At 39.1% G+C, this 25,130-nt stretch carries 20 protein-coding genes, 4 tRNA genes and 1 pseudogene; 8 read left to right on the top strand and 17 right to left on the bottom strand.

The window, feature by feature from the left end; translation table 11 throughout:
• Positions 1 to 560: 560 nt before the first annotated feature.
• The 7 genes from CFY84_RS09435 to secA all read right to left on the bottom strand — a co-directional run bounded on the left by CFY84_RS09435 (position 561) and on the right by secA (position 5,712).
• Positions 561 to 637, bottom strand: a tRNA-Pro gene (locus CFY84_RS09435).
• Between the two features lie 5 nt (positions 638 to 642).
• Positions 643 to 718: transfer RNA gene (locus tag CFY84_RS09430), tRNA-His, on the bottom strand.
• Positions 719 to 754: 36 nt separating this feature from the next.
• Positions 755 to 831, bottom strand: a tRNA-Arg gene (locus tag CFY84_RS09425).
• A gap of 42 nt (positions 832 to 873) precedes the next feature.
• Positions 874 to 950 (bottom strand) — tRNA-Pro (locus tag CFY84_RS09420).
• A 228-nt stretch (positions 951 to 1,178) separates the two neighbouring features.
• Positions 1,179 to 2,402 (bottom strand): bifunctional glutamate N-acetyltransferase/amino-acid acetyltransferase ArgJ, encoded by a 1,224-nt coding sequence (gene argJ / locus CFY84_RS09415; protein ID WP_088824041.1) that lies wholly within the window; start codon positions 2,400 to 2,402, stop codon positions 1,179 to 1,181.
• 130 nt (positions 2,403 to 2,532) lie between these two features.
• The gene (locus CFY84_RS09410; RefSeq protein WP_088824039.1) at positions 2,533 to 2,892 is read right to left on the bottom strand and encodes a hypothetical protein; all 360 of its coding nucleotides are present in this window, start codon (positions 2,890 to 2,892) and stop codon (positions 2,533 to 2,535) included.
• Between the two features lie 120 nt (positions 2,893 to 3,012).
• Entirely contained in the window at positions 3,013 to 5,712 is a 2,700-nt protein-coding gene (secA, locus tag CFY84_RS09405; RefSeq protein WP_088824038.1) for a preprotein translocase subunit SecA, read from the bottom strand.
• A 272-nt stretch (positions 5,713 to 5,984) separates the two neighbouring features.
• Between secA and CFY84_RS09400 the strand changes: the two genes are divergently transcribed.
• Positions 5,985 to 6,629, top strand: coding sequence for a peroxiredoxin (locus CFY84_RS09400; RefSeq protein WP_088824036.1), 645 nt, complete (start codon positions 5,985 to 5,987; stop codon positions 6,627 to 6,629).
• A 1-nt stretch (position 6,630) separates the two neighbouring features.
• On the opposite strand, the gene CFY84_RS09395 is transcribed toward CFY84_RS09400, so the two are convergent.
• From CFY84_RS09395 to CFY84_RS09370, 6 genes are all read right to left on the bottom strand, one after another.
• Positions 6,631 to 7,854, bottom strand: a complete 1,224-nt coding sequence (locus CFY84_RS09395) for an SPOR domain-containing protein (protein WP_088824034.1) — start codon at positions 7,852 to 7,854, stop codon at positions 6,631 to 6,633.
• Positions 7,854 to 9,125: a bifunctional tetrahydrofolate synthase/dihydrofolate synthase gene (gene folC / locus CFY84_RS09390; protein WP_088824033.1), complete on the bottom strand. Its 1,272-nt coding sequence runs from the start codon at positions 9,123 to 9,125 to the stop codon at positions 7,854 to 7,856. Before folC ends, CFY84_RS09395 begins: the two co-directional genes overlap by 1 nt.
• Complete coding sequence (accD, locus tag CFY84_RS09385) at positions 9,122 to 10,018, bottom strand: acetyl-CoA carboxylase, carboxyltransferase subunit beta (RefSeq protein WP_088824031.1); 897 nt, start codon at positions 10,016 to 10,018, stop codon at positions 9,122 to 9,124. The genes folC and accD overlap by 4 nt, the downstream gene beginning before the upstream one ends.
• Positions 10,015 to 10,818: a tryptophan synthase subunit alpha gene (gene trpA, locus CFY84_RS09380; RefSeq protein WP_088824029.1), complete on the bottom strand. Its 804-nt coding sequence runs from the start codon at positions 10,816 to 10,818 to the stop codon at positions 10,015 to 10,017. The genes accD and trpA overlap by 4 nt, the downstream gene beginning before the upstream one ends.
• A gap of 406 nt (positions 10,819 to 11,224) precedes the next feature.
• Positions 11,225 to 12,451, bottom strand: a complete 1,227-nt coding sequence (gene trpB, locus CFY84_RS09375) for a tryptophan synthase subunit beta (protein ID WP_088824028.1) — start codon at positions 12,449 to 12,451, stop codon at positions 11,225 to 11,227.
• Complete coding sequence (locus CFY84_RS09370) at positions 12,435 to 13,079, bottom strand: phosphoribosylanthranilate isomerase (RefSeq protein ID WP_088824026.1); 645 nt, start codon at positions 13,077 to 13,079, stop codon at positions 12,435 to 12,437. The genes trpB and CFY84_RS09370 overlap by 17 nt, the downstream gene beginning before the upstream one ends.
• Positions 13,080 to 13,251: 172 nt before the next feature.
• Here CFY84_RS09370 and CFY84_RS09365 point away from each other — a divergent pair, with 172 nt between their 5' ends.
• The 3 genes from CFY84_RS09365 to CFY84_RS09355 all read left to right on the top strand — a co-directional run bounded on the left by CFY84_RS09365 (position 13,252) and on the right by CFY84_RS09355 (position 16,856).
• Positions 13,252 to 13,983 (top strand): glycerophosphodiester phosphodiesterase, encoded by a 732-nt coding sequence (locus CFY84_RS09365; RefSeq protein ID WP_088824024.1) that lies wholly within the window; start codon positions 13,252 to 13,254, stop codon positions 13,981 to 13,983.
• 136 nt (positions 13,984 to 14,119) lie between these two features.
• Positions 14,120 to 15,280, top strand: coding sequence for an acyl-CoA desaturase (locus tag CFY84_RS09360; RefSeq protein WP_088824071.1), 1,161 nt, complete (start codon positions 14,120 to 14,122; stop codon positions 15,278 to 15,280).
• A 133-nt stretch (positions 15,281 to 15,413) separates the two neighbouring features.
• Positions 15,414 to 16,856, top strand: a complete 1,443-nt coding sequence (locus CFY84_RS09355) for a protein adenylyltransferase SelO (protein ID WP_088824022.1) — start codon at positions 15,414 to 15,416, stop codon at positions 16,854 to 16,856.
• A 26-nt stretch (positions 16,857 to 16,882) separates the two neighbouring features.
• Here CFY84_RS09355 and CFY84_RS09350 read toward each other — a convergent pair whose 3' ends face one another.
• Together CFY84_RS09350 and baeS are read right to left on the bottom strand one after the other, a co-directional pair.
• On the bottom strand, positions 16,883 to 17,569 hold the full coding sequence (locus CFY84_RS09350) for a response regulator (RefSeq protein ID WP_088824020.1): 687 nt from the start codon (positions 17,567 to 17,569) through the stop codon (positions 16,883 to 16,885).
• On the bottom strand, positions 17,566 to 19,302 hold the full coding sequence (gene baeS, locus CFY84_RS09345; protein ID WP_088824018.1) for a sensor histidine kinase efflux regulator BaeS: 1,737 nt from the start codon (positions 19,300 to 19,302) through the stop codon (positions 17,566 to 17,568). Before baeS ends, CFY84_RS09350 begins: the two co-directional genes overlap by 4 nt.
• A 118-nt stretch (positions 19,303 to 19,420) precedes the next feature.
• Between baeS and CFY84_RS09340 the strand changes: the two genes are divergently transcribed.
• Positions 19,421 to 19,708 carry a hypothetical protein gene (locus CFY84_RS09340; RefSeq protein ID WP_088824016.1) on the top strand — a complete coding sequence of 96 codons (288 nt, stop codon included), beginning with the start codon at positions 19,421 to 19,423 and terminating at the stop codon, positions 19,706 to 19,708.
• Positions 19,709 to 19,859: 151 nt separating this feature from the next.
• Positions 19,860 to 20,345, top strand: coding sequence for a phosphate-starvation-inducible protein PsiE (locus CFY84_RS09335; RefSeq protein ID WP_088824014.1), 486 nt, complete (start codon positions 19,860 to 19,862; stop codon positions 20,343 to 20,345).
• 47 nt (positions 20,346 to 20,392) lie between these two features.
• Here CFY84_RS09335 and CFY84_RS09330 read toward each other — a convergent pair whose 3' ends face one another.
• Both CFY84_RS09330 and znuD read right to left on the bottom strand, forming a co-directional pair.
• Positions 20,393 to 21,856, bottom strand: coding sequence for a phospholipase D-like domain-containing protein (locus CFY84_RS09330; RefSeq protein WP_088824012.1), 1,464 nt, complete (start codon positions 21,854 to 21,856; stop codon positions 20,393 to 20,395).
• Positions 21,857 to 21,928: 72 nt separating this feature from the next.
• Positions 21,929 to 23,974 carry a zinc piracy TonB-dependent receptor ZnuD gene (gene znuD / locus CFY84_RS09325; RefSeq protein ID WP_213062833.1) on the bottom strand — a complete coding sequence of 682 codons (2,046 nt, stop codon included), beginning with the start codon at positions 23,972 to 23,974 and terminating at the stop codon, positions 21,929 to 21,931.
• Between the two features lie 241 nt (positions 23,975 to 24,215).
• Here znuD and CFY84_RS11390 point away from each other — a divergent pair.
• Both CFY84_RS11390 and CFY84_RS09315 read left to right on the top strand, forming a co-directional pair.
• Positions 24,216 to 24,370 (top strand): annotated as a pseudogene (locus CFY84_RS11390) (secretion protein HlyD); the annotation flags it as partial.
• Positions 24,371 to 24,741: 371 nt separating this feature from the next.
• Positions 24,742 to 24,978 carry a hypothetical protein gene (locus tag CFY84_RS09315; RefSeq protein ID WP_088824009.1) on the top strand — a complete coding sequence of 79 codons (237 nt, stop codon included), beginning with the start codon at positions 24,742 to 24,744 and terminating at the stop codon, positions 24,976 to 24,978.
• Positions 24,979 to 25,130: the final 152 nt, after the last annotated feature.

Below are 25,130 nucleotides of genomic sequence, written 5' to 3'. Positions count from 1 at the left end.
TCAACAAAAATCCACACAAGTTGTTCTTCATTGCTTTTAATGATTTACTTAGTGACTCGTCATCAGTAAGCTAGGTCGGCTATATTACTCTCTTCCTCACAGAAGTCAAGCAGTCGTGCTATTTATTTTTTCTCATCTCTAAACTTATTCTTAAACTATAAAGTTCGTCTCTAAAACCAACTCAACAACCCAAGCTATTGTTTATCAACAAGTTTTATTTAACAGCACCGCCGATGGATTCGCATTATAGACCATTCCAAATCCAACGCAACCCCTTTTTTTAATTATTTCATTCAACTGTCTACTTATTGCACTTTAATTCAAATTCAACCTTATAAAGCATGTCATTTAACTCAGTTCAAGCAACATATTTCATTTTTTAAGATTAAGACTTAAATCATGCATAAGAATAATTACAGGCGGTAATCTCATTTCTTTTGGAACTTTATCTATATAGATAGATAGTTCAATTCGGTTACACACCACCAAGGAAGAGTGAATAGAGCATTATAGCTTTTAGGAATTTCAGACACAAAAAAACCGCATTTAAGCGGATTTTTTGGTCGGAGCAGTAGGATTCGAACCTACGACCCCCTGGTCCCAAACCAGGTGCACTACCAGGCTGTGCTATGCTCCGTAAATTGGGGTGAATGATGGGGCTCGAACCCACGACAACCGGAATCACAATCCGGGGCTCTACCAACTGAGCTACATCCACCATAACAACATTGTTCTACATACTACCAGACAGCTATGGTGCGCCTGACAGGATTCGAACCTGTGACCATCCGCTTAGAAGGCGGATGCTCTATCCAACTGAGCTACAGGCGCATAACCGATGATACATGTATCAAACGATACTTTGCCGATTGTTGGTCGGAGCAGTAGGATTCGAACCTACGACCCCCTGGTCCCAAACCAGGTGCACTACCAGGCTGTGCTATGCTCCGATCGTTCTCAGCTTTCGTATCGCACATTGTGCGGTACGGTGTGCATTCTATGCTTGAGAAACATTTTGGTCAAGCACTTAATTTAAAATTATTTACTTTATTGCATTAAAAGTCTATTTATTCAGCATAAAGATTAAAAAACGATCTATAATGTTCTTTTTCAACAACTTATTTTAATAAAGTGTAGAAATCTTGATCAACTTTAATCAAGATTTCCATGCCATGGTCTTACGATCTGTAATCCGCATTAATTTTTACATAGTCATATGACAAATCACAGGTGTAAACAGTGTCTTTGGCATCACCTCGACCAAGGTCAACATAAATATTAATTTCAGGTTTTGACATTACAGCTTTTCCTGCAGCTTCAGTATAGTGTACAGATGCGCCACCATCTTCACAGATTTGTACTTCATCAAGCCAAACTTGGACACGCTCAACATCTAAATTCTGAATATCTGCGTAACCGATTGCACAAAGAATACGTCCCCAATTTGGGTCTGAAGCAAATAGTGCTGTTTTTACTAAAGGTGAATGCGCAATGCTATAGGCTACATTGCAACATTCATCTGTCGTTTTACCGCCTTTTACATGTACAGCAATAAACTTGGTTGCACCTTCGCCATCACGCACAATCAGTTGTGCTAAACGTTTCATTACAGTGTTTAGCTTTTCTTCAATCACAGCATAACGTGGGTCATCTGCTGTTTCGATTTGCACACCACCAGCTTGACCTGTGGCAGCAAAAATGCACGAGTCATTAGTTGAAGTATCACCATCAATTGTAATACGGTTAAAAGATTGGTCTGCAGCTGTTTTTAACAAGCTTTGAACTAAATCTGGATGAATGGGTAAATCAGTAACCACAAAGCCAAGCATAGTTGCCATATTTGGTCGTATCATGCCTGCACCTTTACTAATGCCTGTTAATGTATAGGTAATTCCATCAAGGTCGAACTGTTCAGATGCACCTTTAGGAATGGTATCAGTTGTCATAATTCCTGATGCTGCATCTAACCATGAATTTTCATCTAGTGTATTGATGGCTGACGGTATTGCATGACAAATTCGCTCAACAGGCAATTGTTCACCAATGACACCTGTAGAAAATGGTAAAACTTGATCCACTGATACGCCTGTTGCATCTGCAACCGCTTGCGATATTTTAAGTGCATTATGCAGGCCTGTTTGCCCTGTACCTGCATTGGCATTACCGGTATTAATGACTAAATAGCGAATACCTGTCGTTTGCTTTAAATGTTTTTTACTTAACAAAACTGGTGCCGCACAAAATGCATTTTGGGTAAATATACCTGCAACATGCGTTCCTGGTGCAAACTCAAATACAACTAAATCTCGGCGGTTTTGATAACGCACATGTGCTTCTGTCGATCCAATTTTTAATCCTTTCACCACATGCATATGTGGTATTGCAACGTCACCAACTGCCATTTTACGTTTCCATCTATTATTGTTAATAAGAAGGTTTAAGCTTATTCAATCTGGTTAAAAAAATCGAGTTATTCTGTTTGTCTTTGCAATAAAAAAGCCAGTTTAAAACTGGCTTTTGAGCATGACATGCTTATTGCTGCGGTGTCATTCCAATCAATGCTTTTTCTGCTGCCAATTGGCTTGTTTCTGATACAGCTGGATTTACAGCGACAATACGTTTTGCTGTAATGCTGTTGGCTTCTGCAATGGCATCTGTTTGTAACACAATTGAACGACCCTCAGTATTGCCAAGTGTATAGCTAATTCCTGTTCTCGGGCTAATGATGGTGATTGAGTTACCTTTTGACGTTGCAAGCGCTTGTTGTGGTCCAAGTGCTGCTTTAACACTACCTACACTTGTGGTAAATGGCTCAGTCGGCGCTTCAGCGAAAGCAATTACAGGCGCAACCATAAGTGAGGATAAAAAAAGTGCTTGTTTTATTGTCTTCATCATTATATCCAAAGTTTATATTTATCAGTGGTTATGAAAATTCTACTGTAAATGAATCGAGAAGTCGCCCACAGCAGGCATAAAAAAAGCAGAACTCTTGTTCTGCTTTTGTAAAAAATATTAAATTTTACCGTGGCATTGTTTGTATTTTAAGCCCGAACCACATGGACAAGCTGCATTACGACTCACAGGCGGTTCAATCTCATCAACTTGCTCTGACTCAGCTTGGTGAGTCACTGTACCTGTTAGACCATCGACATCATCATGTTCAAATGATAGCTGTGTAAATTCAGCATGTTGTCTTGCTTCCATTTCCGCAGCTTCTTCTGGAGTTGGGATATGAACTTTAGACAAGTCAGTGATGACATCGTTTTTAATAATGCCTAACATGCTAATAAACAAGTTAAATGCTTCTTTTTTGTATTCTTGCTCAGGATTTTTTTGCGCATAGCCACGTAAATGAATACCTTGGCGTAAGTAGTCCATTGCAGCAAGATGCTCTTTCCAATGACGGTCTAATGCACTTAATGTAAAGTGACGTTCAAGCGAAGCTGCAGCTTCATCACCCATTTGAGTTCTACGATCACGATAACGCCCTACAATCTCTGTGGTAATACGACGAATTAAACCTTCTTCATCTAAACGACGGTCATCATCTAGCCATTGTTGGATCGGCAACTGAATATTCAGATCGCTTTGTAATGCACTTTCTAGACCTTGAACATCCCATTGATCGTGAATAGATTCAGGTGGAATAAAGTTAGCAATAAAACCTTGAATCACTTCTTCATGCATTTTTTCAAGATAATCTTGCAATGATTTTTCAATTAAAATGTCATCACGTTGTGAATAGATGATTTTACGTTGCTCATTATTCACATCATCATATTTCAATAGATTTTTACGAATATCAAAGTTACGGGCTTCAACTTTACGTTGCGCATTTTCAATAGAGCGACTCACCATCTTATGTTCAATGGCTTCATCTTCTTTTAAGCCCATCGCTCTCATCATACCAATGACACGGTCACCTGCGAAGATTCGCATTAAGTCATCTTCAAGTGATAGATAAAAACGTGATAGGCCTGGATCGCCTTGACGTCCTGCACGACCACGAAGCTGGTTATCAATACGGCGTGATTCGTGACGCTCTGAACCAATGATATGTAAGCCGCCTGCATTAAGCACAGTTTCATGGTCATGCTGCCATTCTGATTTTAAGCGTGCTTCATCTTCTGGGGTGGAGTTTTCAATTTTGGCAAGCTTTGCTTTCCAATTACCACCAAGCAAGATGTCTGTTCCGCGGCCCGCCATATTGGTTGCAATTGTTACAGATTCTGGGCTACCTGCCTGTGCAATGATATCTGCTTCACGCTCATGTTGCTTTGCATTTAGCACTTCATGACGAATGCCTGCTGCTGTCAATTTAGATGACAATGCTTCGCTGGCTTCAATGGTTGCTGTTCCGACTAAGATTGGTGCTTTTGTTTCTTGGATACGTTTAATTTCAGCAACAATCGCGTCATATTTACCATTACGATTTAAGTAAATTAAATCATTTAAATCTTTACGAACCATTGGGCGATGCGTTGGGATCAGCACCACATCTAAGCCATAAATTTCTTTTAATTCTGAAGCTTCTGTGTCTGCTGTTCCTGTCATACCAGAGAGTTTTTGGTATAAACGGAAATAGTTCTGGAATGTTGTTGTCGCAAGTGTTTGGTTTTCAGGCTGAATTTCTAGTTTTTCTTTTGCTTCAACTGCTTGATGCAACCCTTCTGACCAACGACGACCTGGCATAGTACGGCCTGTGTGTTCATCTACGATGACCACTTCGCCCTCATGAATAATGTACTGAACATCACGTTGGAATAAAAAGTGTGCACGAATTGCAGCTGACACATGATGTACTAAATTTAAGTTATTTGCAGAATATAAGGTATCTCCTTCTGCAAGTAGACCCATTGCAATAAGTTCATGCTCAACTTTTTCATAACCAGCTTCAGTCATCTCTACAGAGCGCTGTTTTTCATCAATCCAAAAATGTCCGCCATCTGCCACTTTTTCTTCTTTTTGTGGATGTAATTTTGGCGCAATTTGATTAATAGCCGCATAAAGTTGTGATGAATCTTCGCTTTGCCCTGAAATAATTAATGGCGTACGTGCTTCATCAATTAAAATTGAATCGACTTCATCGATAATGGCATAAGTTAAGCCACGTTGTTTCTTTTCTTCAATTGAAAATACCATGTTGTCACGCAGGTAATCAAAACCAAATTCATTGTTGGTTCCGTATGTGATATCTGCTTTATAGGCATGTGATTTTTCAAATGGGTCTTGCATGGAGTAGATTGTCCCCACGGTTAACCCTAAAAACTCAAACAATGGACGGTTTAAATCAGCATCACGTTGTGCAAGGTAATCATTCACTGTAATGATATGTACCCCGTTACCACTTAATGCATTTAAATAACATGCAAGGGTTGCCATCAATGTTTTACCTTCACCGGTACGCATTTCTGCAACTTTACCTTCGTGAAGTGTAATACCACCAATCAACTGCACATCATAGTGTCGCATACCCATGATTCGTTTCCCTGCTTCGCGACATACTGCGAATGCTTCAGGCAACAAATCATCTAAACTCTTTCCGGTTTTATAACTTTCTTTAAATTCTTGAGTTTTTGCAGATAGGTCTGCATCGCTAAGAGCGGAAATTGTCGGTTCAAGCGCATTAATTTTATCTACAATTTTACGCATGCGTTTGAGTTCACGCTCATTTTTAGTACCGAAGATACCTCCGATCAGACTTCCCAACATGAATAAACTCTCTAATTTTGGCTAATCAAAAATAAAATGGATGGTAACAGGTGTTTATTATGGTGTTAGATTTGTGAAGTACAAGTTTTTTGAACAAAAACTCGTATTTTTTTGCCTTATTTTGTGGATTAAGTCTGATTTTAACAATATCGTGTGTTCATTTTTTATTTTATCGAATTCGTTTATATATAAATCATAAAACTGTATTTCATTTATTGTGGTTGATCACTCACTATCTATTTTAAAAATGAGTCAGTGAAAAAGGACAAACCATGAGTTTACGTTTAGGTGATACAGCAGCAAATTTTGAACAGCAATCGAGTCAAGGATTGATTAACTTTTATGACTACTTAGGCGATCAGTGGGGGGTGTTATTTTCTCATCCAGCAGATTACACACCTGTGTGTACCACAGAGCTTGGTTATACTGCAAAACTACATGATGAATTTGATCAACGCGGTGTCAAAGTATTGGCACTATCGGTTGATAAAATAGAGTCTCATGGTGGATGGATTGATGACATCAATGAAACGCAGCAGACTACTGTCAATTTTCCAATTTTGGCAGATGAAGATCGTAAAGTATCTGAGCTTTATGGTTTTTTACATCCGAATGCCAGTGAAACCACAACAGTACGGTCATTGGTCATTATTGACCCAAATAAAAAAGTACGCTTAATTATTACTTATCCTGCATCCACAGGGCGTAATTTTCATGAAATTTTACGTGTCATTGACTCTTTACAGCTGACAGACCAATATAAAGTTGCAACGCCTGCCAATTGGCAAGATGGTGATGATGTTGTGATCTTACCAAGCATTAAAGATGAACAAGAACTTAAAGAGCGCTTTCCTAAAGGTTATCAAACCATTAAACCTTATTTAAGACTCACGCCCCAACCCAATAAAAAGGATTAATTTAGTCTGATGATGCTTTTGGACGTTGATCCAAAGGCATCCATTCAATTACCCAAGCTGATTTAAAGCCAAGACTTGGATCAGCTTGAATTTTTTTACGTAAAGCATCTGCATGTTCACGATCTTTTGATGGACCAACCATGACACGAATCCCTTTTGATGTTGGGCTTGTGGTAATGGCATAACCTTTTGCTTTCAACTTTGAAATAATACTGTCTGCATTACCTTGGTTAACAGCCAATGCCACTTGAACCATCCACTTTTTGCCTTCGTTCATAATTTCACGCGCATTTTCAGTTTCAAGTTTTTTCTTTTGTTCCGCTTCAGCTTTTTGTTTCGCAAGATCTTGTTGTTTTTTCTTCTCTTCTTCCGCGTGTTTATGTTTCGCGTCTAAGTCAGCTTTTTTCTTCGCATCTAACTCAGCTTTTGCTTTGGCATCGCCCTCTGCTTTGGCTTTGGCATCTGCCTTTGCTTTGGACTCAGCTTCAGCTTTGACTTTGGCTTCGCGTTCAGCCTTTTTCTTTGCTTCTAACTCTGCTTTCTTTTTGGCTTCTGCTTCAGCTTTGGCTTTCATCTCGCTTTCAAGTTTTTTTCTAGCGATGAGGTCATCATGGGCTTTTTTATCTAAATCTGCTTTTACTTTTACATTGTGATCTGCTTTTTGTTTCGCAATCTCAGCATCTTTTAATTTCTTTTCTGCAACGTCATTTTGACGTTTAATATCTGCATCTGTTTTTGCTTTTTCTGTCAGCAAGGCCTTTCTTTTCGCTTCGGCTTCTGGACTAAGCTTTTTTTCGGTTACTTTTGGATTGGATGCCGATGTCATTTCAGGTGGAATATCAAGATTTTCTTGTTCACGTGTACGGCGAGCATTAATTTCTGCATACTCTTCTGCCGCTTTACGTGCTGCCGCTGCTTCTGCTTGCTGTTGTTGCACTAAATACTGCTGTGTTCGTGCTTCCTGCTCAGCAAGTGTTTTTTCTCGTGCATGTCGTTGTTCTTCTAATAGTCTTTTTTCGGTTTCAACATCAATGGTCACAGGTTGTAATGCTTGCATTTCACCAGGTTGAAAAGGCTGTTTTTTGACCTCTGCTTGAGGTTTGGCTGATGATGCTTGGTTGGTTTTAATTTCATTTGCACCTTTAAATAACAGTGCAGTAAGCAGTACACCACCGCCCAATAAAACAATTCCACCCATCCAACGCTGTTTACTGTTCATGGCCATCAGTCAATACACTCCCAAACGGCTTCTAAAGTATGGAACGAACCACACACTAAGATCAGTTGATGATTTTGGCATGCAGCCAATGCGGCTTGAAATGCATCCTGTACCGTATTTAACTGTTGATATGGCTCATCAATTAATGCATCTGTCATTTGCTGAATACTTGCTGCACGTGGCACAGTCATTGGTGCAATATACCAAGCAGCAATTTCAGGTTTTAAATATTCGACCACTTGATCAATGTCTTTATCTGCAAGCATTGAAAAAACAGTAATAATTTCTGTGTATTGCGGGTTGGCATGCAAATACTGTTTGAGTTGTTTCAGCAGAAACAATACACCATGACCATTGTGCCCTGCATCAAAAATGATGGTTTTATGATCTTTCTTTCGCACTTCAAAACGCCCAGCAATATGAGCTTTTGTAATACCTGTTTCAATTGCTGTGTCAGAAACTGCTAAACCACTTAATGTAACTGCAGCCACAGCAGTTGATAAGTTATCGACTGCCAATGTGCCATAAGGCAATTTTAATGTGACGCCAGGCGATGCAAACAACCAATGTTTGTCTTCTATATGATAAAAATAATCACGATTAAGCACATACAATGCAGCATTAGCATTTTGTGCTTGCTCAGAAACGGCTTGTGGCAATGTTTGCTGCCCTGCAAAAATAACAGGGATATTGGGGCGGATAATGCCTGCTTTTTCGGCTGCAATTTTTTCAATTGTATCGCCAAGCCAATCTACATGATCTAAGCCAATATTGGTGATCACCGCCAAATCTGGATCAATAATATTCACTACATCTAAACGGCCGCCAAGACCGATTTCAAGCACCCAAACATCACAATTTTGTTGCTGAAACACCAAGAAAGCTGCAAGGGTTGTGGCTTCAAAGAAAGATAAGCTTAAATTGCATGCACGGCGTGCTTGGTCAACACGTACAAATGCAGCAATCAGCTCATCATCAGTGGCTTGTTGCCCCGATACTTTAATGCGCTCATTAAACCGATAGATATGTGGGGATTGGTATAACGCCACGCGATAACCAGCTTGATGCAAAATTTCTGCAACTGCGGTGGTGGTTGAACCTTTACCATTGGTCCCCGCAACAGTAATAATCTTCGCTTCAGGGCGAAGAATATTTAATTTCTCAGCTACAGGCAAAACCCGTTCTAAGCCAAGATCAATTCCTGTGACATGAACACGGCCCCAATAATTGAGCCATGTCATCAAATCATCTGTATTTAAAGGCGCATTTACATTCAATTTTTATTCATCAACTTGCTGACCAAGCGATAGACAGTATCACGTAAAGAATGACGGTGAACGATTTGGTCGATTACACCATGATCTAACAAATACTCTGCTCGTTGGAAGGGTTCATCTAATTTTTCACGCACCGTTTGCTCAATCACGCGCTTACCTGCAAAACCAATCATGGCTTTCGGCTCTGCCAAGTGAATATCACCCAACATGGCCAAAGAGGCAGTCACACCGCCATATACAGGGTGCGTTAATACAACAATATAAGGCAAACGTGCAGCTTTTAACTTTTCAATAGCAGCCGATGTTCTGGCCATTTGCATTAGCGATAATACCCCTTCTTGCATACGTGCACCACCTGATGCAGCAAAACAAATCAAAGGTTGTTTTTTCTGGATTGCACTTTCTGCAGCTTCAACAAAACGGTCACCCACTACAGTGCCCATTGAACCGCCCATGAAATCAAATTCAAACGCACACGCAGTCATTGAAATGCCTTTGAGCACACCTTGAAACACCACTAAGGCTTCAGTCTCACCTGTTTTATTTTGTGCATCTAACATACGCTCGCTATACGGTTTGCTATCTACAAATTTAAGTGGGTCATTACCAACAAAACGCTGGCCAAGTTCATGGTCAACTTGATCAAAAAACCAATTCAAACGTTCACGTGCTTTCATACGTAAATGTTCATCACATTGCGGACAAACATAAGCGTTAAAAGACATGGCAGTATGTGTTGTCAATGAATGACATTCTGGACATTCGACTGTAGGTTCAGTAAATGTAGACTTAAAGGTCTCCTGCTCATTTGGTACATGAACACCTGGTACTGAACGTTCAGTCCATGGTGTATTTGGATACAGTACTTTTGCAGGCTTAATGTCTTGACTCATATTGACTCATCGAGCGCCGCTCGAAGCTCCTTAATTTTATTAATCGTTTGTTCAACTGCTTGATCGGCAGGAAGCGTTGCAAAAGGTTTAACTAGTGCACTTCCAACAATCACAGCATCTGCCACAGCAGCCATTGCTTTTGCTGATGCAGCATCATTGATACCAAATCCTGCGCCCACAGGAATATCTGTGTGTTGTTTAATATACTCTATACGCTGAGCAGCATCTGCCACATTTAATGTTGCAGCACCTGTTACACCTTTTAGCGAAACATAGTAAATAAACCCGCCGGCTTGTTTAATCACATGTTGAATACGATCATTTTTAGATGTTGGTGCAAGTAAAAAGATCTGATTCATGTCATAACGAGTTAAGACTTGATTCAGCTCATACGATGCTTCAGGAGGTAAATCGACCAAAAGCAAACCATCAACACCACTTTCATGCGCTTGTGCAACAAATTTTTCATAGCCAATTACTTCAACAGGGTTTAAATACCCCATTAACACCACAGGCGTATTAGTATCTGTTTCACGAAACGTTTTTACCATGTCTAATACATGTAGCGTATTGGTACCGCCCGCAAGTGCACGTTCAGCCGCTAAAGCAATGACAGGGCCATCAGCCATAGGATCAGAGAAAGGTAAACCAAGCTCAAGCACATCAACACCTGCATCCACCAAACGATGTAATAAAGGTACAGTCACTTCTGGTTGTGGATCGCCTGCCATAACATATGAGACAAGGCCTTTTCGTTGTTGAGATTTCAGCTGATCAAAACGTTTGGCTAAACGATTCATAATTCTTTCCTTGCATGGTTTAAATAGAGTGACTGCTGTATGTAAACGCACACAAGCAGCTCATTGTAACGCTATTTTTTACGCATTGCACAGCACCTAAAGCATTGTTATCGTATTCAAAATCCGATCAAACAATTTCAAGACACATTAATCAATATTTACACGCGTTTCTCAATGATCAAAGTGATCTTTTTTTTCTTATCTTGGCTGTGCAAAATATCGTAGGCTGGCTTATTTTAATCATACTTGTTTTTTAAAAACATCAATTTAAGTTAAAATAGACCAGATTTATTTTATTGCAAAATCGTACGCTCAATATTATATAACACAGGTTTTCATGCATATTTACAGCAGTGATATGAAAAAGTGCTCTAGTCAAGAGCACTTTTTATGTTCACTGTTGATTTTAGTTCTCAAGCATTTCTAAGCCATCAACACGTGCAACTGTCATCAAGTCTTTGTCTCCACGACCCGATACAGTGGCAATAATGATTTGGTCTTTAGACAATGTTGGTGCAAGTTTAGTGACATAAGCCATCGCATGAGCGCTTTCTAATGCAGGAATAATACCTTCGATACGCGTTAAATCACGGAACCCTTGCAAGGCTTCATCATCAATAATCGGCACATACTGTACACGCTTCATGTCTTTTAAGAAGCTATGTTCAGGACCAACACCTGGATAATCTAGACCTGCTGAAATACTGTGTGTTTCTATGATTTGACCTTGGGCATCACTCATCAGATATGTACGATTACCATGTAATACACCAACATGACCTGCATTTAATGGCGCTGAATGTTTTCCTGTTTCTACCCCTAAACCGGCAGCTTCAACACCATACATGGCGACACTGTCATCATTTAAGAATGGGTAAAATAATCCCATGGCATTCGAACCACCACCAACACATGCCACTAAAGCATCTGGTAGACGTCCAGCTTGTTCTTGAATTTGACGACGTGCTTCACGACCAATGATAGATTGGAAATCACGAACCAATTGTGGGTATGGATGTGGACCTGCCACTGTACCAATCACATAGTAAGTGTCATCAACATTACTGACCCAATCACGCATGGCTTCATTTAAAGCATCCTTAAGCGTTCTTGAACCACTTTCGACAGGAATCACTGTTGCACCCAAAAGGCGCATCCGGTAAACATTAGCAGATTGACGTTTAACATCATCTGAACCCATATAAACCACACATTCTAAGCCTAAACGTGCTGCAATTGTAGCGGTTGCTACACCATGCTGACCTGCACCTGTTTCTGCAATAATTCGTTTTTTACCTGACAATTTAGCAAGCAATGCTTGGCCAATGGTGTTGTTTACCTTATGCGAGCCTGTATGGTTTAAATCTTCACGCTTAAGATAGATTTGTGCACCACCTAATTGTTTAGACCAACGTTCAGCATGATAAAGAGGACTTGGACGGCCAACATAATGTGCCATATCACGGTCAAATTCGGCCAGAAACTGCGGGTCGTTTTTCATTGAATGATAAAGATGCTCTAAATCTTCAAGTGCCGCCATTAAAGTTTCTGAGACAAATCGCCCGCCATGAATACCAAAATGCCCACGCGCATCTGGATATTGTGTGTAGTCAATCTTATTTTGCTGATCCACAATGGACTCCTTGCATAAATTGTTCAATCAGTTGATGGCTTTTTATGCCTTTTGCAATTTCAACACCGCCACTGACATCTACAGCAAATGGTGCTGTTTGACCAATTGCTTGTGCCACATTCAGAGGGGTTAATCCCCCTGCTAAAATGAGTGCAATCTCTGAAGTTGGGAATGAAGCCCAATCAAATGCTTGCCCTGTACCGCCTTTTAACTCAGGATGCCATGCATCAAGTAAGATAGCACTTGCGCCAGCATCTCGATAGCGCTGAATTTCAGTATAAATATCAATGTTTGGTTTCATTTGAATGGCTTTATACCATCTGCGCCCTGTTTGTTGTGCAATCTGCGCACATTGTTCAGGTGATTCTGCACCATGGAATTGAATAATTTCCACAGGAACATCTTTTAAAACGGCTTGTATCTCATTAAGCGTTGCATCAACAAATAAACCGACAATTTGTACATAAGGTGGCAACGCCTGTTGAACAATAACTTGGGCTGCTTGACCTGTGATTGCTCTTGGACTTTTTGCATAAAATACAAAGCCAATGGCATCAGCCCCCAATTGTACGGCAGATACAGCGTCTTCTATGCGGGTAATGCCACAAATTTTTGTACGAGTCCGCATAAAATTATTTTTCATCCGTTGTATTTATTCAAGACACTTTACCTTGGCCATGATAATAAACCAAGTTGATGTTACGCCTTACATATTTAACAAAGTTCATCAAAATTGCAAACCTTTTGACATGGTTTATTTCTATACTGTTTATCAGTGAATTTATATATCTTGTGTGATTATGCATATTATTGGTCATCGTGGTGCCCGAGGTGAGGCTCCTGAAAATACTTTAGGTGGATTTAACTACTTAAAGCAAATTCAAATCCATGCCGTAGAGTTTGATGTTCGTCAACTGACTGATCAGCATTTGGTGGTGATTCATGACGACAATCTAAAGCGTACAGCAGGTCAAAATGCACCGATTGAAACATGGCATATTGATGACTTGATTCACCATGACCATCGTGTGGCTTGGACAGATTGGCAATCCCCTGAACCTACCCCAGAACTCAAAGATGTATTAAACATTATTGCGAATTTTAGCCATATTGAAGTTGAAATTAAAGCTGTTGCCTCAGCAGATGCTGCAAATCAATTGGTTACCTCTTTACTGCCACAATTGTCAGCACTGCATGATGCCGTCGTAATTACAAGTTTTGATACGCAGATTTTGCATGCACTCAATCAGCAACAGGCGACTTTTAAAAAAGGGCTGTTAATTGAATCTGAACCTGACCAAGCAATTGAATTGGCTCAAGCCTTGGATTGCCAACAAATTGGTTGGATGGATGCTTTGGCCACCGCTGAACGAATTAAAAGAACCCATGACGCAGGCCTTAAAACCAGTGTATGGACAGTCAATGATATTGCACGTGCTGAAGCCTTATACCAATTGGGTATTCATGGGTTAATTACAGATTTTCCTCTACACATGAAACAGCATTTTAATGGACGGATACATAATTCTTGAATTACCGTTTGCTTAAATATACAACTGTATATTATGATGAAATTGCCTCATTTATACCCACATAAATAGGCTAACGCATGGCATTGTAACCACCCAAATGCCTGCTTTTTTTACTCTCTTGGGAACGCCTATTATTATGACTTCTCTGACCCAAGCACCCATCAATTGGACTGCAGCAATTACATTGCTTGGTACACCAATTGCGGCTCTCCTCATTTTACCTGTTTATGCATATCACCATGATTTTTCCATGGCTGCTTGGCTGAGTTTATTCTTTTTATTGGCGTTTAGTAGCTTAAGTATCACCGCAGGTTATCATCGTTTATGGGCACATCGTGCTTATGAAGCGTCGTTACCATTAAAAATTTTGCTGATGATTGGTGGAACCTTCGCCATTCAAAATAGTATTTTATATTGGGCATCTGGTCATCGTACTCATCACCGTCATGTAGATGATGAAGAAAAAGATCCCTACTCTATTAAAAAAGGGTTTTGGTATGCCCATTTGGGTTGGATGATTCGTGATTATCCTGCAGCAGAAGCCAATTATAAAAATGCGCCTGACTTACTCAAAGACCCTTTGGTATTATTTCAAGATAAATATTATGTGCCCTTGGTGATCGCAACACATGTCATTATTTTAGGTAGCGTAGGTTGGCTTGTTGGTGATTTATGGGGTGTGGTGTTATTGGGCGGATTACTTCGTTTGGTATTGAGTCATCATGTCACCTTTTTCATTAACTCGCTTTGCCATATGTTTGGGAAACGTCCATATACCGATGAAAATACAGCACGTGATAATTTTTGGTTATCGATTGCGACATGGGGTGAAGGCTATCATAACTATCACCATATCTTTCAATATGACTATCGAAATGGCGTTAAATGGTGGCAATACGACCCAACAAAATGGCTGATTTGGACCTGCTCTAAACTTGGACTCGCACACAATTTACGCCGTATCCCAAGCTTTAACATCAAAAAAGCAGAACTTGCCATGAAGTTTAAATATGCTGAACAAGACTTAGCAATTTATGGGCATGATATCAGTCAAGACATCCACAATCTAAAGCAACGAATTGCTTCGGAATATGAAGCATTTACCACCACTTTAAACGATATGGCAACGTTAAAAGAGCAAGAAGTCATGGCGAAAAAACAACGTGTGGCTGAAAAGCTGCATCAAATGGATGATAAGCTCAAATTAGAATTTCAATTGGTTGAACAACGCTTACATCATCATCGTGAGCGGCTTGAAGTGATGGTTAAAACAGCCAAAAAACTTTCAGCGTCTTAAATACATGCAGTCATTGGTAAAAAAGGTGTTTTATGTACACCTTTTTTTACGTCTACATGCAAGCCATTTGATATCGCGTATACTTTATTTTGCACATATTGGCTCACCTTTTTGCTTTTAAGGACACTTTGTCATGCATCTTATCTCTCGTTATGCACAGCTCGATCCACGACTGTTTAGCAAACAACGTCCTACTGTACTAAAAGGTGCAAAAGCAGGACACTTTAATCAACCATTGGCCGATCAATTACAATGGACTGCAGATGAACAAGCAGCATGGGTTGACATTTGTAGTGGACAACATTTGTTTGAAGCGACAGAACCATTGGCAATGGTGTATGCAGGTCATCAATTTGGTCATTGGGCTGGGCAATTGGGTGATGGGCGTGGTCTTTTATTGGCACAAGTACTTGACCGACAAGGTCAAGTGATAGACTTACATCTAAAAGGGGCTGGAAAAACCCCTTATTCACGCATGGGAGATGGTCGAGCAGTCTTACGTTCTGTGATTCGTGAATATTTAGCAGGTCATGCCCTCACCGCCCTCGGTGTTCCATCTAGTCAATCGGTCGGTTTTACAAGCTCCGCTCAAGGTGTACAACGTGAAGTTTTAGAACCTGGGGCAATGCTATTACGAACAGCAGATTGCCATATCCGTTTCGGTCATTTTGAATGGATTAACCAATATGCGCCTGAGTTACTCAAAGACTTTGTACAACAATGTATCACTTGGCACTATCCTGACTGTTTAGATGCAGAACAGCCTGTGGTGGCTTTTGCGCATGCTGTGATTAAAAAAACAGCCATCATGATTGCAAAATGGCAATTGGTCGGCTTTGCACATGGTGTTATGAATACCGACAATTTAAATATTACAGGGTCGACCTTAGATTTTGGTCCATTTGGATTCTTAGAGCGCTTTAAACCGAATTGGATTAATAACCACTCAGACCATCAAGGGCGCTATACCTATCAAAATCAGCCGAGTGTTGCACATTGGAATTTGTGGGTTTGGCTAAACAACCTCATACCTTTGGCAGCAGATGACCAACAAGATGAGTTAAAAACAGCCCTTCAAGCCGCTTTAGCAACATTTGAACCTATCTTTTTACAAACCTATCAAGATGGCCTTGCCCATAAAATGGGATTGCCTACGTTCCATCATGACAGCTTGGCATGTGGTACGGCTTTTCTTAGTATTTTACAAAAAGAGAAATTAGATTACACACAAAGCTTTATTCGCTTGCAAACCAAAGCATATCAAGCCTTACGAGATGACTGTATCGATCTTGAAGCGTTTGATGCCTTCATGACGAACTACCATCAGATTCGGTCAAACCAAAATATAGATGAGTTGCAGACCCTCATGTGTCAGCATAATCCACGTTATATTTTGCGTAACCATATGGCACAAGCAGCCATTGAAGCGGCTGAGCGTGATGACTTCACTGAGGTGGATCGTTTATTTCACTTATTAGCTACACCATATACGCAGCAAGTTGAACGTGAAAAAGCAACTGATTTAACACCACCTGCTTTAGGTGATGCTGAAATTGCTATAAGTTGCTCTTCATAAGAAAAATAAAGTCTATAATTGACTTATCAGTCTGGATATTCAAAACGGTAACCAACCCCATATACCGCTTGAATCCATTCATGATTGGCGTTTGATTCAGTTGCATCAATAATTTTACGACGTAAGTTTTTGATGTGGCTGTCAATCACACGGTCTGCCACATCAAAACTGTCTGGATTAATATGATCTAACAATTGTGTACGTGAGTACACTTGCCCAATGTGCTCTAAAAACAGTTCAAATAAACGGAATTCAGTTGGCGTTAAGTTCAATGCTTTGTGTTTATACCAAATACGTTGTTGTGCTTTTTCTACAGTAAATAAATTTGCTTCTTCTTCAGGTTGCTCTTTACGCTCTAAACGGCGCAATACCGCTTGAACACGTGCAACCAACTCTTTAGGACTAAATGGCTTACAGATATAATCATCTGCGCCCATATTTAAACCCAATACACGATCAATTTCTTCGGTTCGTGCAGTCACCATAATAATTGGGATATCTGATTGTTCACGTACTTTACGACAAATGGTTAAACCGTCCATGCGTGGCACCATTAAGTCTAAAATCATGAGGCTTGGCTTTTTTTGTAGAAACTGCTGATAGGCTTCTTGACCATCATGAAACATATGAACATGAAACCCTGCGGCTTCTAAATAATCTTTGACCAAACCTGCTAGTTCTACTTCATCTTCGACTAAAAAAATACTTCTCATCGACTTCCTTCCTCATCCAAATTGATATGTTTTAAAAAAGTTAATTGGCAACGCAATCCGCCAAGTGGTGAGTGATCAAAAGACAGCTCACCGCCCAAGACCTGTATAATTTTTACCGACAATGCCAAGCCAAGTCCTGTTCCCCCAGTACTTCGAGTCCGTGAGTCATCCACGCGATAAAAACGTTCACCCAATTGTTTGATTTGTTCTGTGGTTACGCCCAATGGGCTATCATCGACATAAACACGCCAATACATGTCTGTTTGCTCAGTATGAATATGAATCTCACCATCTTGTTCAGTATACCGAATACTATTGCTGAGTAAGTTGACAATCACTTGTCTAAAACGATCATGATCGAGTGACAACATGGTTCCCACCCCTTGCATGGTCACTGTCAGTTGAGATTGCTCAAATTTTGGTTTGAAGTTTTCAACTTCCTCTACAATTATTTTCCATGGATCGGCATCTGTAAAATAACATTTAAGCTGTTGAGCTTCGACTTGTGCTAAATCTGATAAATCTTGAGTCAATTTTTTTAAGCTTGAGACTTGACGCATCATGGCAGATAAATGCTCTGGTGTCGGTTTACGAATACCATCTTGCATGGCTTCAATTTGTGCTTGTAACACCGACAAAGGCGTTTTAAGCTCATGAGAGGTGTCTGCCACCCATTGCCGTCTCGATTTTTCATGGGTATTTAAAATATCTGCCAAATTATTAATTTGAAAGGACAAATCCCCTAACTCATCATTTCGTTTAACAGGCATTTGATATTGAAAATTACCTTTCGTCAGTTCTTGTGCAGCTTGTAAAAGTTGCTGAATTGGCTTTTTAAAATAGGTTGCAAGGAGTAATGATAAAATTAAACTTGCAAAGACGGTCACAGCATAAATTAAAAGCAATACGCGCTTTTGGGTACTAAAGAAACTGACACTTAAAATATCATCTTGATCTAAGGTCGGTTGTAAACCTAAATAGCCAATCACCCGACCACCCACCACCAATGGTCGAAAGGCAACCGTTCCTTGCTGCGGTGGTCCGACCACAAAATGTTTTTTGGCATCATATAAAGCTAAACGTGCGCTCAAACCAAAACGGTCTGGCATCGGATAAAATTTTCTAGATATGGTATTTTTTAAATCAATATTTTTATAAGTGTTCGGTAGACTGTTTTTCTCAAATAAAGACTTTTCTACATCAAATGGTGCAGGCTGACTGTTTCTTTTATTGCCAAACATGCCAGGGTTACTGTTTAACGGAAATTTAATGCCTTCAAAAGGTTGATATTCCGATGGCAAATTTTCTTGCATTAGTTTAATTTCTTGCTCAGTAAAATGTCTTTTTTTGGCATTATTTTCTTTTTGGTCTAAGCCTTTAGGCACATTTAACATGGTATTTTCTTTAAAATAACGCTGTTGAAATGCAATATCATATTGACGGCGTAACCACATGCGAGATAATTGATCAAAATCATTGCTGTTGGGTTTGCCCTCAACTTGTAAAATCTGAGCTTGAATGGCATCGCCCCAATCACTATAAATGCCATAAATCCCGACCAAATTTTCTACTAAATGATCGAGCTTTTGCATTTCCACATCTGCAACATATTTGGCAAAGTTTTCTTTCATCGTCCATTGAAATGCACCTAAGCTCACGGTCGTTAAAATGACTGTGGTGCATAGCACAGTTGAAAACAAACGCAGTGCAATAGGAATACGACGATTATTCAAAGAATCTACTCAAATCTGATTTGATTGCTATTCTAACCAACATAGACACAAAAAATCCTCCATTCTTCCTCCATGTTAGTTGTATAAATTTAAATAAAATATTTTTAGGTGGATAACCATGCAATCACGTCTTAAAACCCTCATGATGGTAACGGGCTTGGTCAGCGTTAGCTTATTAAGTGCCTGTTCAACCTTCGACCACTTCCCAAATAGAGATGGTGATCGCCGCTTTGGACCTCGTGATCATAAAAAATCACCCGAAATGAAAGCACTGATTGAACAATCTAAAACGCTATGTACAGGCAAACAAGATGGTCAAGCTGTTCAAGCACAAGTCAATGGTAAGGTCATTGATGGTCAGTGTGAATTACGCTTTAAACCAAATGCAAAGCCGAAACAACCTTAAATGCATTGATTTGATCTGATGCCGATGACAATTTGATGAAGAATGCCTGCTTTTGCAGGTATTTTTCATTTTATGGTTAGTAAAATTGATGGTTTTTGCTTATTCTTAGCCTTAACAATATATGTATTTATAAGCTAGGACAGGCTGACTTATGGACCCCAAAAAATCAAAATACCGTCGTATTGAAACAAAACTTGATCAAATCGGAAATCTTGCTGTTGAAGCATTTCATTATATCGCACTATTTATTATTGGCTGTATGATTGCATGGTCAGGTGTGAATACCACTATAGATATTTTTACGCATAAACCTTATGCGTCAATTGATGATATTTTATTACTTTTTATCTATCTAGAACTTGGCGCAATGGTGGGGATTTACTTTAAAACCAACCATATGCCTGTACGATTCCTAATCTATATTGCAATTACAGCATTAACACGCTTACTCATTTCAGTTATTCAGCATGACCATAAAGCTGACATTGGCTTGGTGATTGTGACAGGTGCAATTTTAATTCTTGCCGCTTCTATTTTTGTGGTGCGCTATGCATCTTGGCACTATCCATCAATGATTCGAGTGAAGCATGAAATTAAGCGTCAAAAGCTAAATCCTGAAGATGATGAGCTTGCTTAAACCTATAAAAAAAGCCTGTCAATGGACAGGCTTTTTTGTGCGTCTAATTAAAATGTAGATAACCCTGACCATTCCATAATGCGATATACCATGTATTTTAAGCTTGATGCGTCTGCATATTTTTCATAAGGCAAACTATGTTGCTCTCCATTTGGATTCGACCATGTGGTATTAAAATATTGCTCTGCATCGACAAATACTTTGGCATTGGCAGGACCAATCACGCGTAAATTGGTTTCTAAATTATAGTTGTTTAAATTACGGGCAGTCAGATTGGCTGAACCTAAAATCAGCTCTTGTGTTGCACCTGATTGCCTAATAACCATTTTGCTATGGCATTGCTCACCTGTCGTATTACACCAACGCACCGTCATACCTGCATCATGCAACTCTTTGGCAACTTGACGATTTGGAATACCGTTTTTAGTACGGCCAAACGCATCTTGGTTTGGATCCAATAAAATGCTCATTTTAACACCACGAAGTTGTGCTTCTTTTAATGCTTCAATCACATCACGGTCAGACAAATAAAACATAAGCATTTGAATATGGTCATTGGCATTGGCAGAACGAATCAATGACAATACACCACGTTCAATGGCTTTTTCAGTCAATACTTGTACTTGCGGTAAGGTTGGATTACTTGAATGATCTGCTATCAAGACATATGGCAATTCGCCGCCTGACATTTTTGCAATCGATTGTTCTGTATTTAATACATCAACCGCAGCAGGCCCTTTCACACGTAAAGCGACATTATCATGTGCAGAACTTGCCGCATGAATATTTTGTGAAGTTACCAATGCTTCCCAACCCGATGCACCATCTACCACCAAAGTTTTACGATGATTGGCTTTAAAGTTTAAAAGTGACAAATAACTTCTTAACGTTAATTTATCAGGTCCTAAGGGATTGGGTAACCAACCTTGTCCAGGGCTATTACCAAAATTTTGGCAACATAATGACCAAAATCCTGTCCAAATTGGATTAGATGCACGTAATGGAATCAAATCTGTTTCAATCACTTCAACACCAACCCGTCTTAATAACACATCCTGCTCAGGGACAATTGACCCATAATATGAGTTAATTGGATCTGTAATAACCGTGATGCTCATGTCAGGATGACGACGTTTTTTTTCAATTAATGCCGCCACCATTTCTTGTGCTAAAGCACGGTGTGGTGCAGCTGTTTTGCCCAACTGATCATTGAACAAAAACATGTCTAACACAATGGTCGACTTGGCCTCTGCAACCATGCTTAACATGGTGTCAAAAATATGTTGCTGATATTGTTTTTTGCCTTGTGCATCAGTAAATGTTTGATCTGCAATGAAATCAACTTCTGCATGATGCAGCTTACCTGTAAAATCGACCCCTTCAGGCAATGGTTTAACCGTTTGATAGACTGAGAGGCTCACATCACCAATCAAAATCATGCCTAAAATCAGGGCTAAATATCGTCGCTTGGACCAATTTAATTTATTGTTAATTCGTTGAAAAATACGCATAAAAAACACCTAGCTTCTTACAAGCTAGGCTAGATAGTATTGCTTAATTTTTCAAGTCTCTTTTGGTGAAAATTAGAAGCTAAAGTCGACCCCTAAGGTAAAATTACGTCCCATTTGCGGTACATTCGCTAAAAATGATTCGTGCTGATACACCTTGCTGTCTAATAAGTTATTGGCTTGAGTATATACACGGTAATCTACTTTACCATTTAAATGGTTGCTATAAGACAAACCTAGATTAACCATGTTATAACCCTGCCCACCTGTTTCATAATTGGCAATATCATCCTGATTAAAGACGTGATAATACTCAACATTTGCAGCATATTGGTCATCAAACTGTGCTTTTACACGTGCGCCTAAACGACCACCTGGAATACGTGGTGCGTTGCCCTCTTGGTCTAATTTACCACGAACATAATCGCCAAATAAACTCACTTGATAAACAGGTGAGAATTGATAACTGATATCACCATCGACACCATAAAAACGTGCTTTAGATTGGCTATATTGAATTAAGCGGAAATCTTGATATCGGTCCAATGTATTGGCATAAATAAAACCATCAAACCAATTGTGAAATACATTGATATTATATTTTAAGCGGTCTTGATCTACATGTAAGCCCAATTCTACATTGTTTGATTTTTCTTTACTCAGGTCATCATTGCCAAGTTCATAGGTATTGGTCGCCATGTGCTTGCCATTAGAGTAAAGCTCTTGAGCCATTGGCAAACGTTCTTGGTGTGATGCAGTGAGTGACAGCTTATAGTTGGGAATAAACTCCCAAGCTGTTGCTGCTGCCACTGAATATGCTGTGTCTTGATAGTTTTTAGCATCTGGATTGGTTTCACCCTGTGTGATATCAATCTTTTGATGGTCTATACGTGATGACAGTTGAAAGTGAAAATTATTATATTGTTTTTCTTGCAATGCAAATAAACTATAACGCTGTGTATTGGTTGGGTCCATCAGCGACTCATCACCTGCAATGGTTAAACGCTGCCCTGTATATTGAACCCCAACTTGCCCCGTCCAACCATTTGCCCATGCTTTATTGTCTAATACAATTCGTGCATCTGTACCACGACTTCTAAATGTCGTTTCTGGTGTATCACCATCCATTTCTGCATGTTGATATTCGGTATAATTGGCTTGTGCAGATAACTTAGAAAAACCAACAAATGGGTCATTTAACTCAGATTTAAAGTCATAGCGTTTTTCTTTGAGATTGATCCATGCTGAGTCGCCATGCTCTTCTTCCGCAGCGCCGCAACTATCGGGTAAAAATGCTGTGCCAAGCGCATTGATTTCACAAGCACCATATGCTGCATTATCGCCTGGAATACCATATCGGTCACGTCGCTCACTATAAGAAACACCTGCATAACCACGATCAAAAATCCAAGATGCCCCAACATTGGCATCTTTAGAGCGTGCAAACGTATTGTCTTCTCGGCGTTCTGTGCCCTGTAAGTTTCGAGGTAAAATATAACTGTTGGCATCGCGTGTCAGTCCACCCGCACTGAGTGCAAATTGTGACCCTAATGCCACTGTGGCTTGACCTGAATACAGCATTTCATCATTGCCACTGTTATAACGGGCACCTACACGTCCTGTATAGCCCTGATCTGGCATCTTATTTGGAATTGTGTGCTCAACCACATTCACTAAACCGCCCACCGACCCTGCTGCATAAAGTAAACTTTCAGGTCCTTTCAACACTTGAATTTCTTGTGCTGTATTGGGGTTTACTGTTACCGCATGATCAGGAGAAACTGAGGATACATCAAGTGCATCACCACCATTTTGTGTAATTTTTACTCGAGCTCCATCTAAACCACGAATAACAGGACGACTTACACCGCCTGTATATTGTGCTGCATAAATACCTGCTTGACCATTTAATGCATTACCAATGGTCGTTGCCCCTTGAATAAGCTGATCTTGTTTGATTGATAAATCGCCTGCTTCTTTATCTAAAGGAACAGCTTGTTCTTTGACTGCTTTTAATTCAATGGCAGGTAAATCCACATTGGCAGGCAAATCTTGAGCAAATGCAGTTTGTATAGAAAGCGCAAGTAAAGACAAAGTCAATAAACGGTGTGGTTGTGACATCTGAAAATGGCCTAACATAAATTATCGTTATGTTATAACATATTTTTATTTTTACAAGTTTTATTCAGCTTTGGCATATTTGATTTAATTGAAAAAGATTCAAGGTGTTATCTTCATTTCTCGTTCTTCATCGAAACAATTCATTAAAAGTCGAAAGTTAAATCAAAAAACACCTTTTGAATAAATATTCTTATAATATATTTTAATTCAATACCTTATTTTCATAGATATCAGTGTAATAATAAAAGGTGAAGTGAAAGTGATTTACTATCGGGTTTATATTCGCACCAATCGTGACCGGTCGCAACGGTTGATATCCAAACAGGCAAAAAGACTATTTTAGAATATTTATTAAAACCATTTAATAAAGCCAAAGAAGCATTAAGAGAACGGTAAATTCATTTAAACGTCACTTGAGAATCGTTTCTTACATATTAAAGAACGATTCTCGCTATAATAATTACATAATGTAATTATAAATTATCAATATATAGCACTGCATTATTTATTCTAAAATCTAGGTCTATGATTTAATAACTAATTTATTTAAAAAAAAACCAAGACAAAATAAATATTCAATAAAAACAAACAATTATTTTATTCATTATGTTTAGAAAAATATCTATACAAATAAAAATAGTATAAACACAAACTCTCTATTGAAACTTCATTTATGCTCAGCAACTATACTATTATTATATTTGGAGGTGAATAACATAAAACAATCCCTATCACATAAAAAATGTTACCGCTCATGGAGCTAGAGTATGAAAACAAAAGCAGTTAAACTTACTTCAGAACCCGTATTTATTACCGACCAAGTCGCTTATATTCAAGCAATTGGCGGAGAGTTCTTTTTTGTATTTTCAGAGAAAAAACCATCAAAAGTGCATCAAAGTGAAGCACATATAGACACTAAAATATATGTTGATGGTCAAATTGGAAAACTATGGGCATGGAAAAGAATTTCCTCTAAAACAAAACTTATTATTTCAGGATCATGATGCTTTAAGATTTATTTAACCAATTATATCTCCTAATATAAACAACAATTTAAGATAACATTACTTTTACTCAATGATAAAATATTTGTATTGTAGATTACGGTCTACAATATTCTCCCAACTGCACTTGTGCTTATAGGAATCAATCAAGG

This window comes from Acinetobacter apis (assembly GCF_900197575.1).
GTDB lineage: Bacteria > Pseudomonadota > Gammaproteobacteria > Pseudomonadales > Moraxellaceae > Acinetobacter > Acinetobacter apis.
The sequence above is the reverse complement of the archived record's forward strand: the minus strand, read 5'-3'. Positions and strand labels throughout refer to the sequence as shown.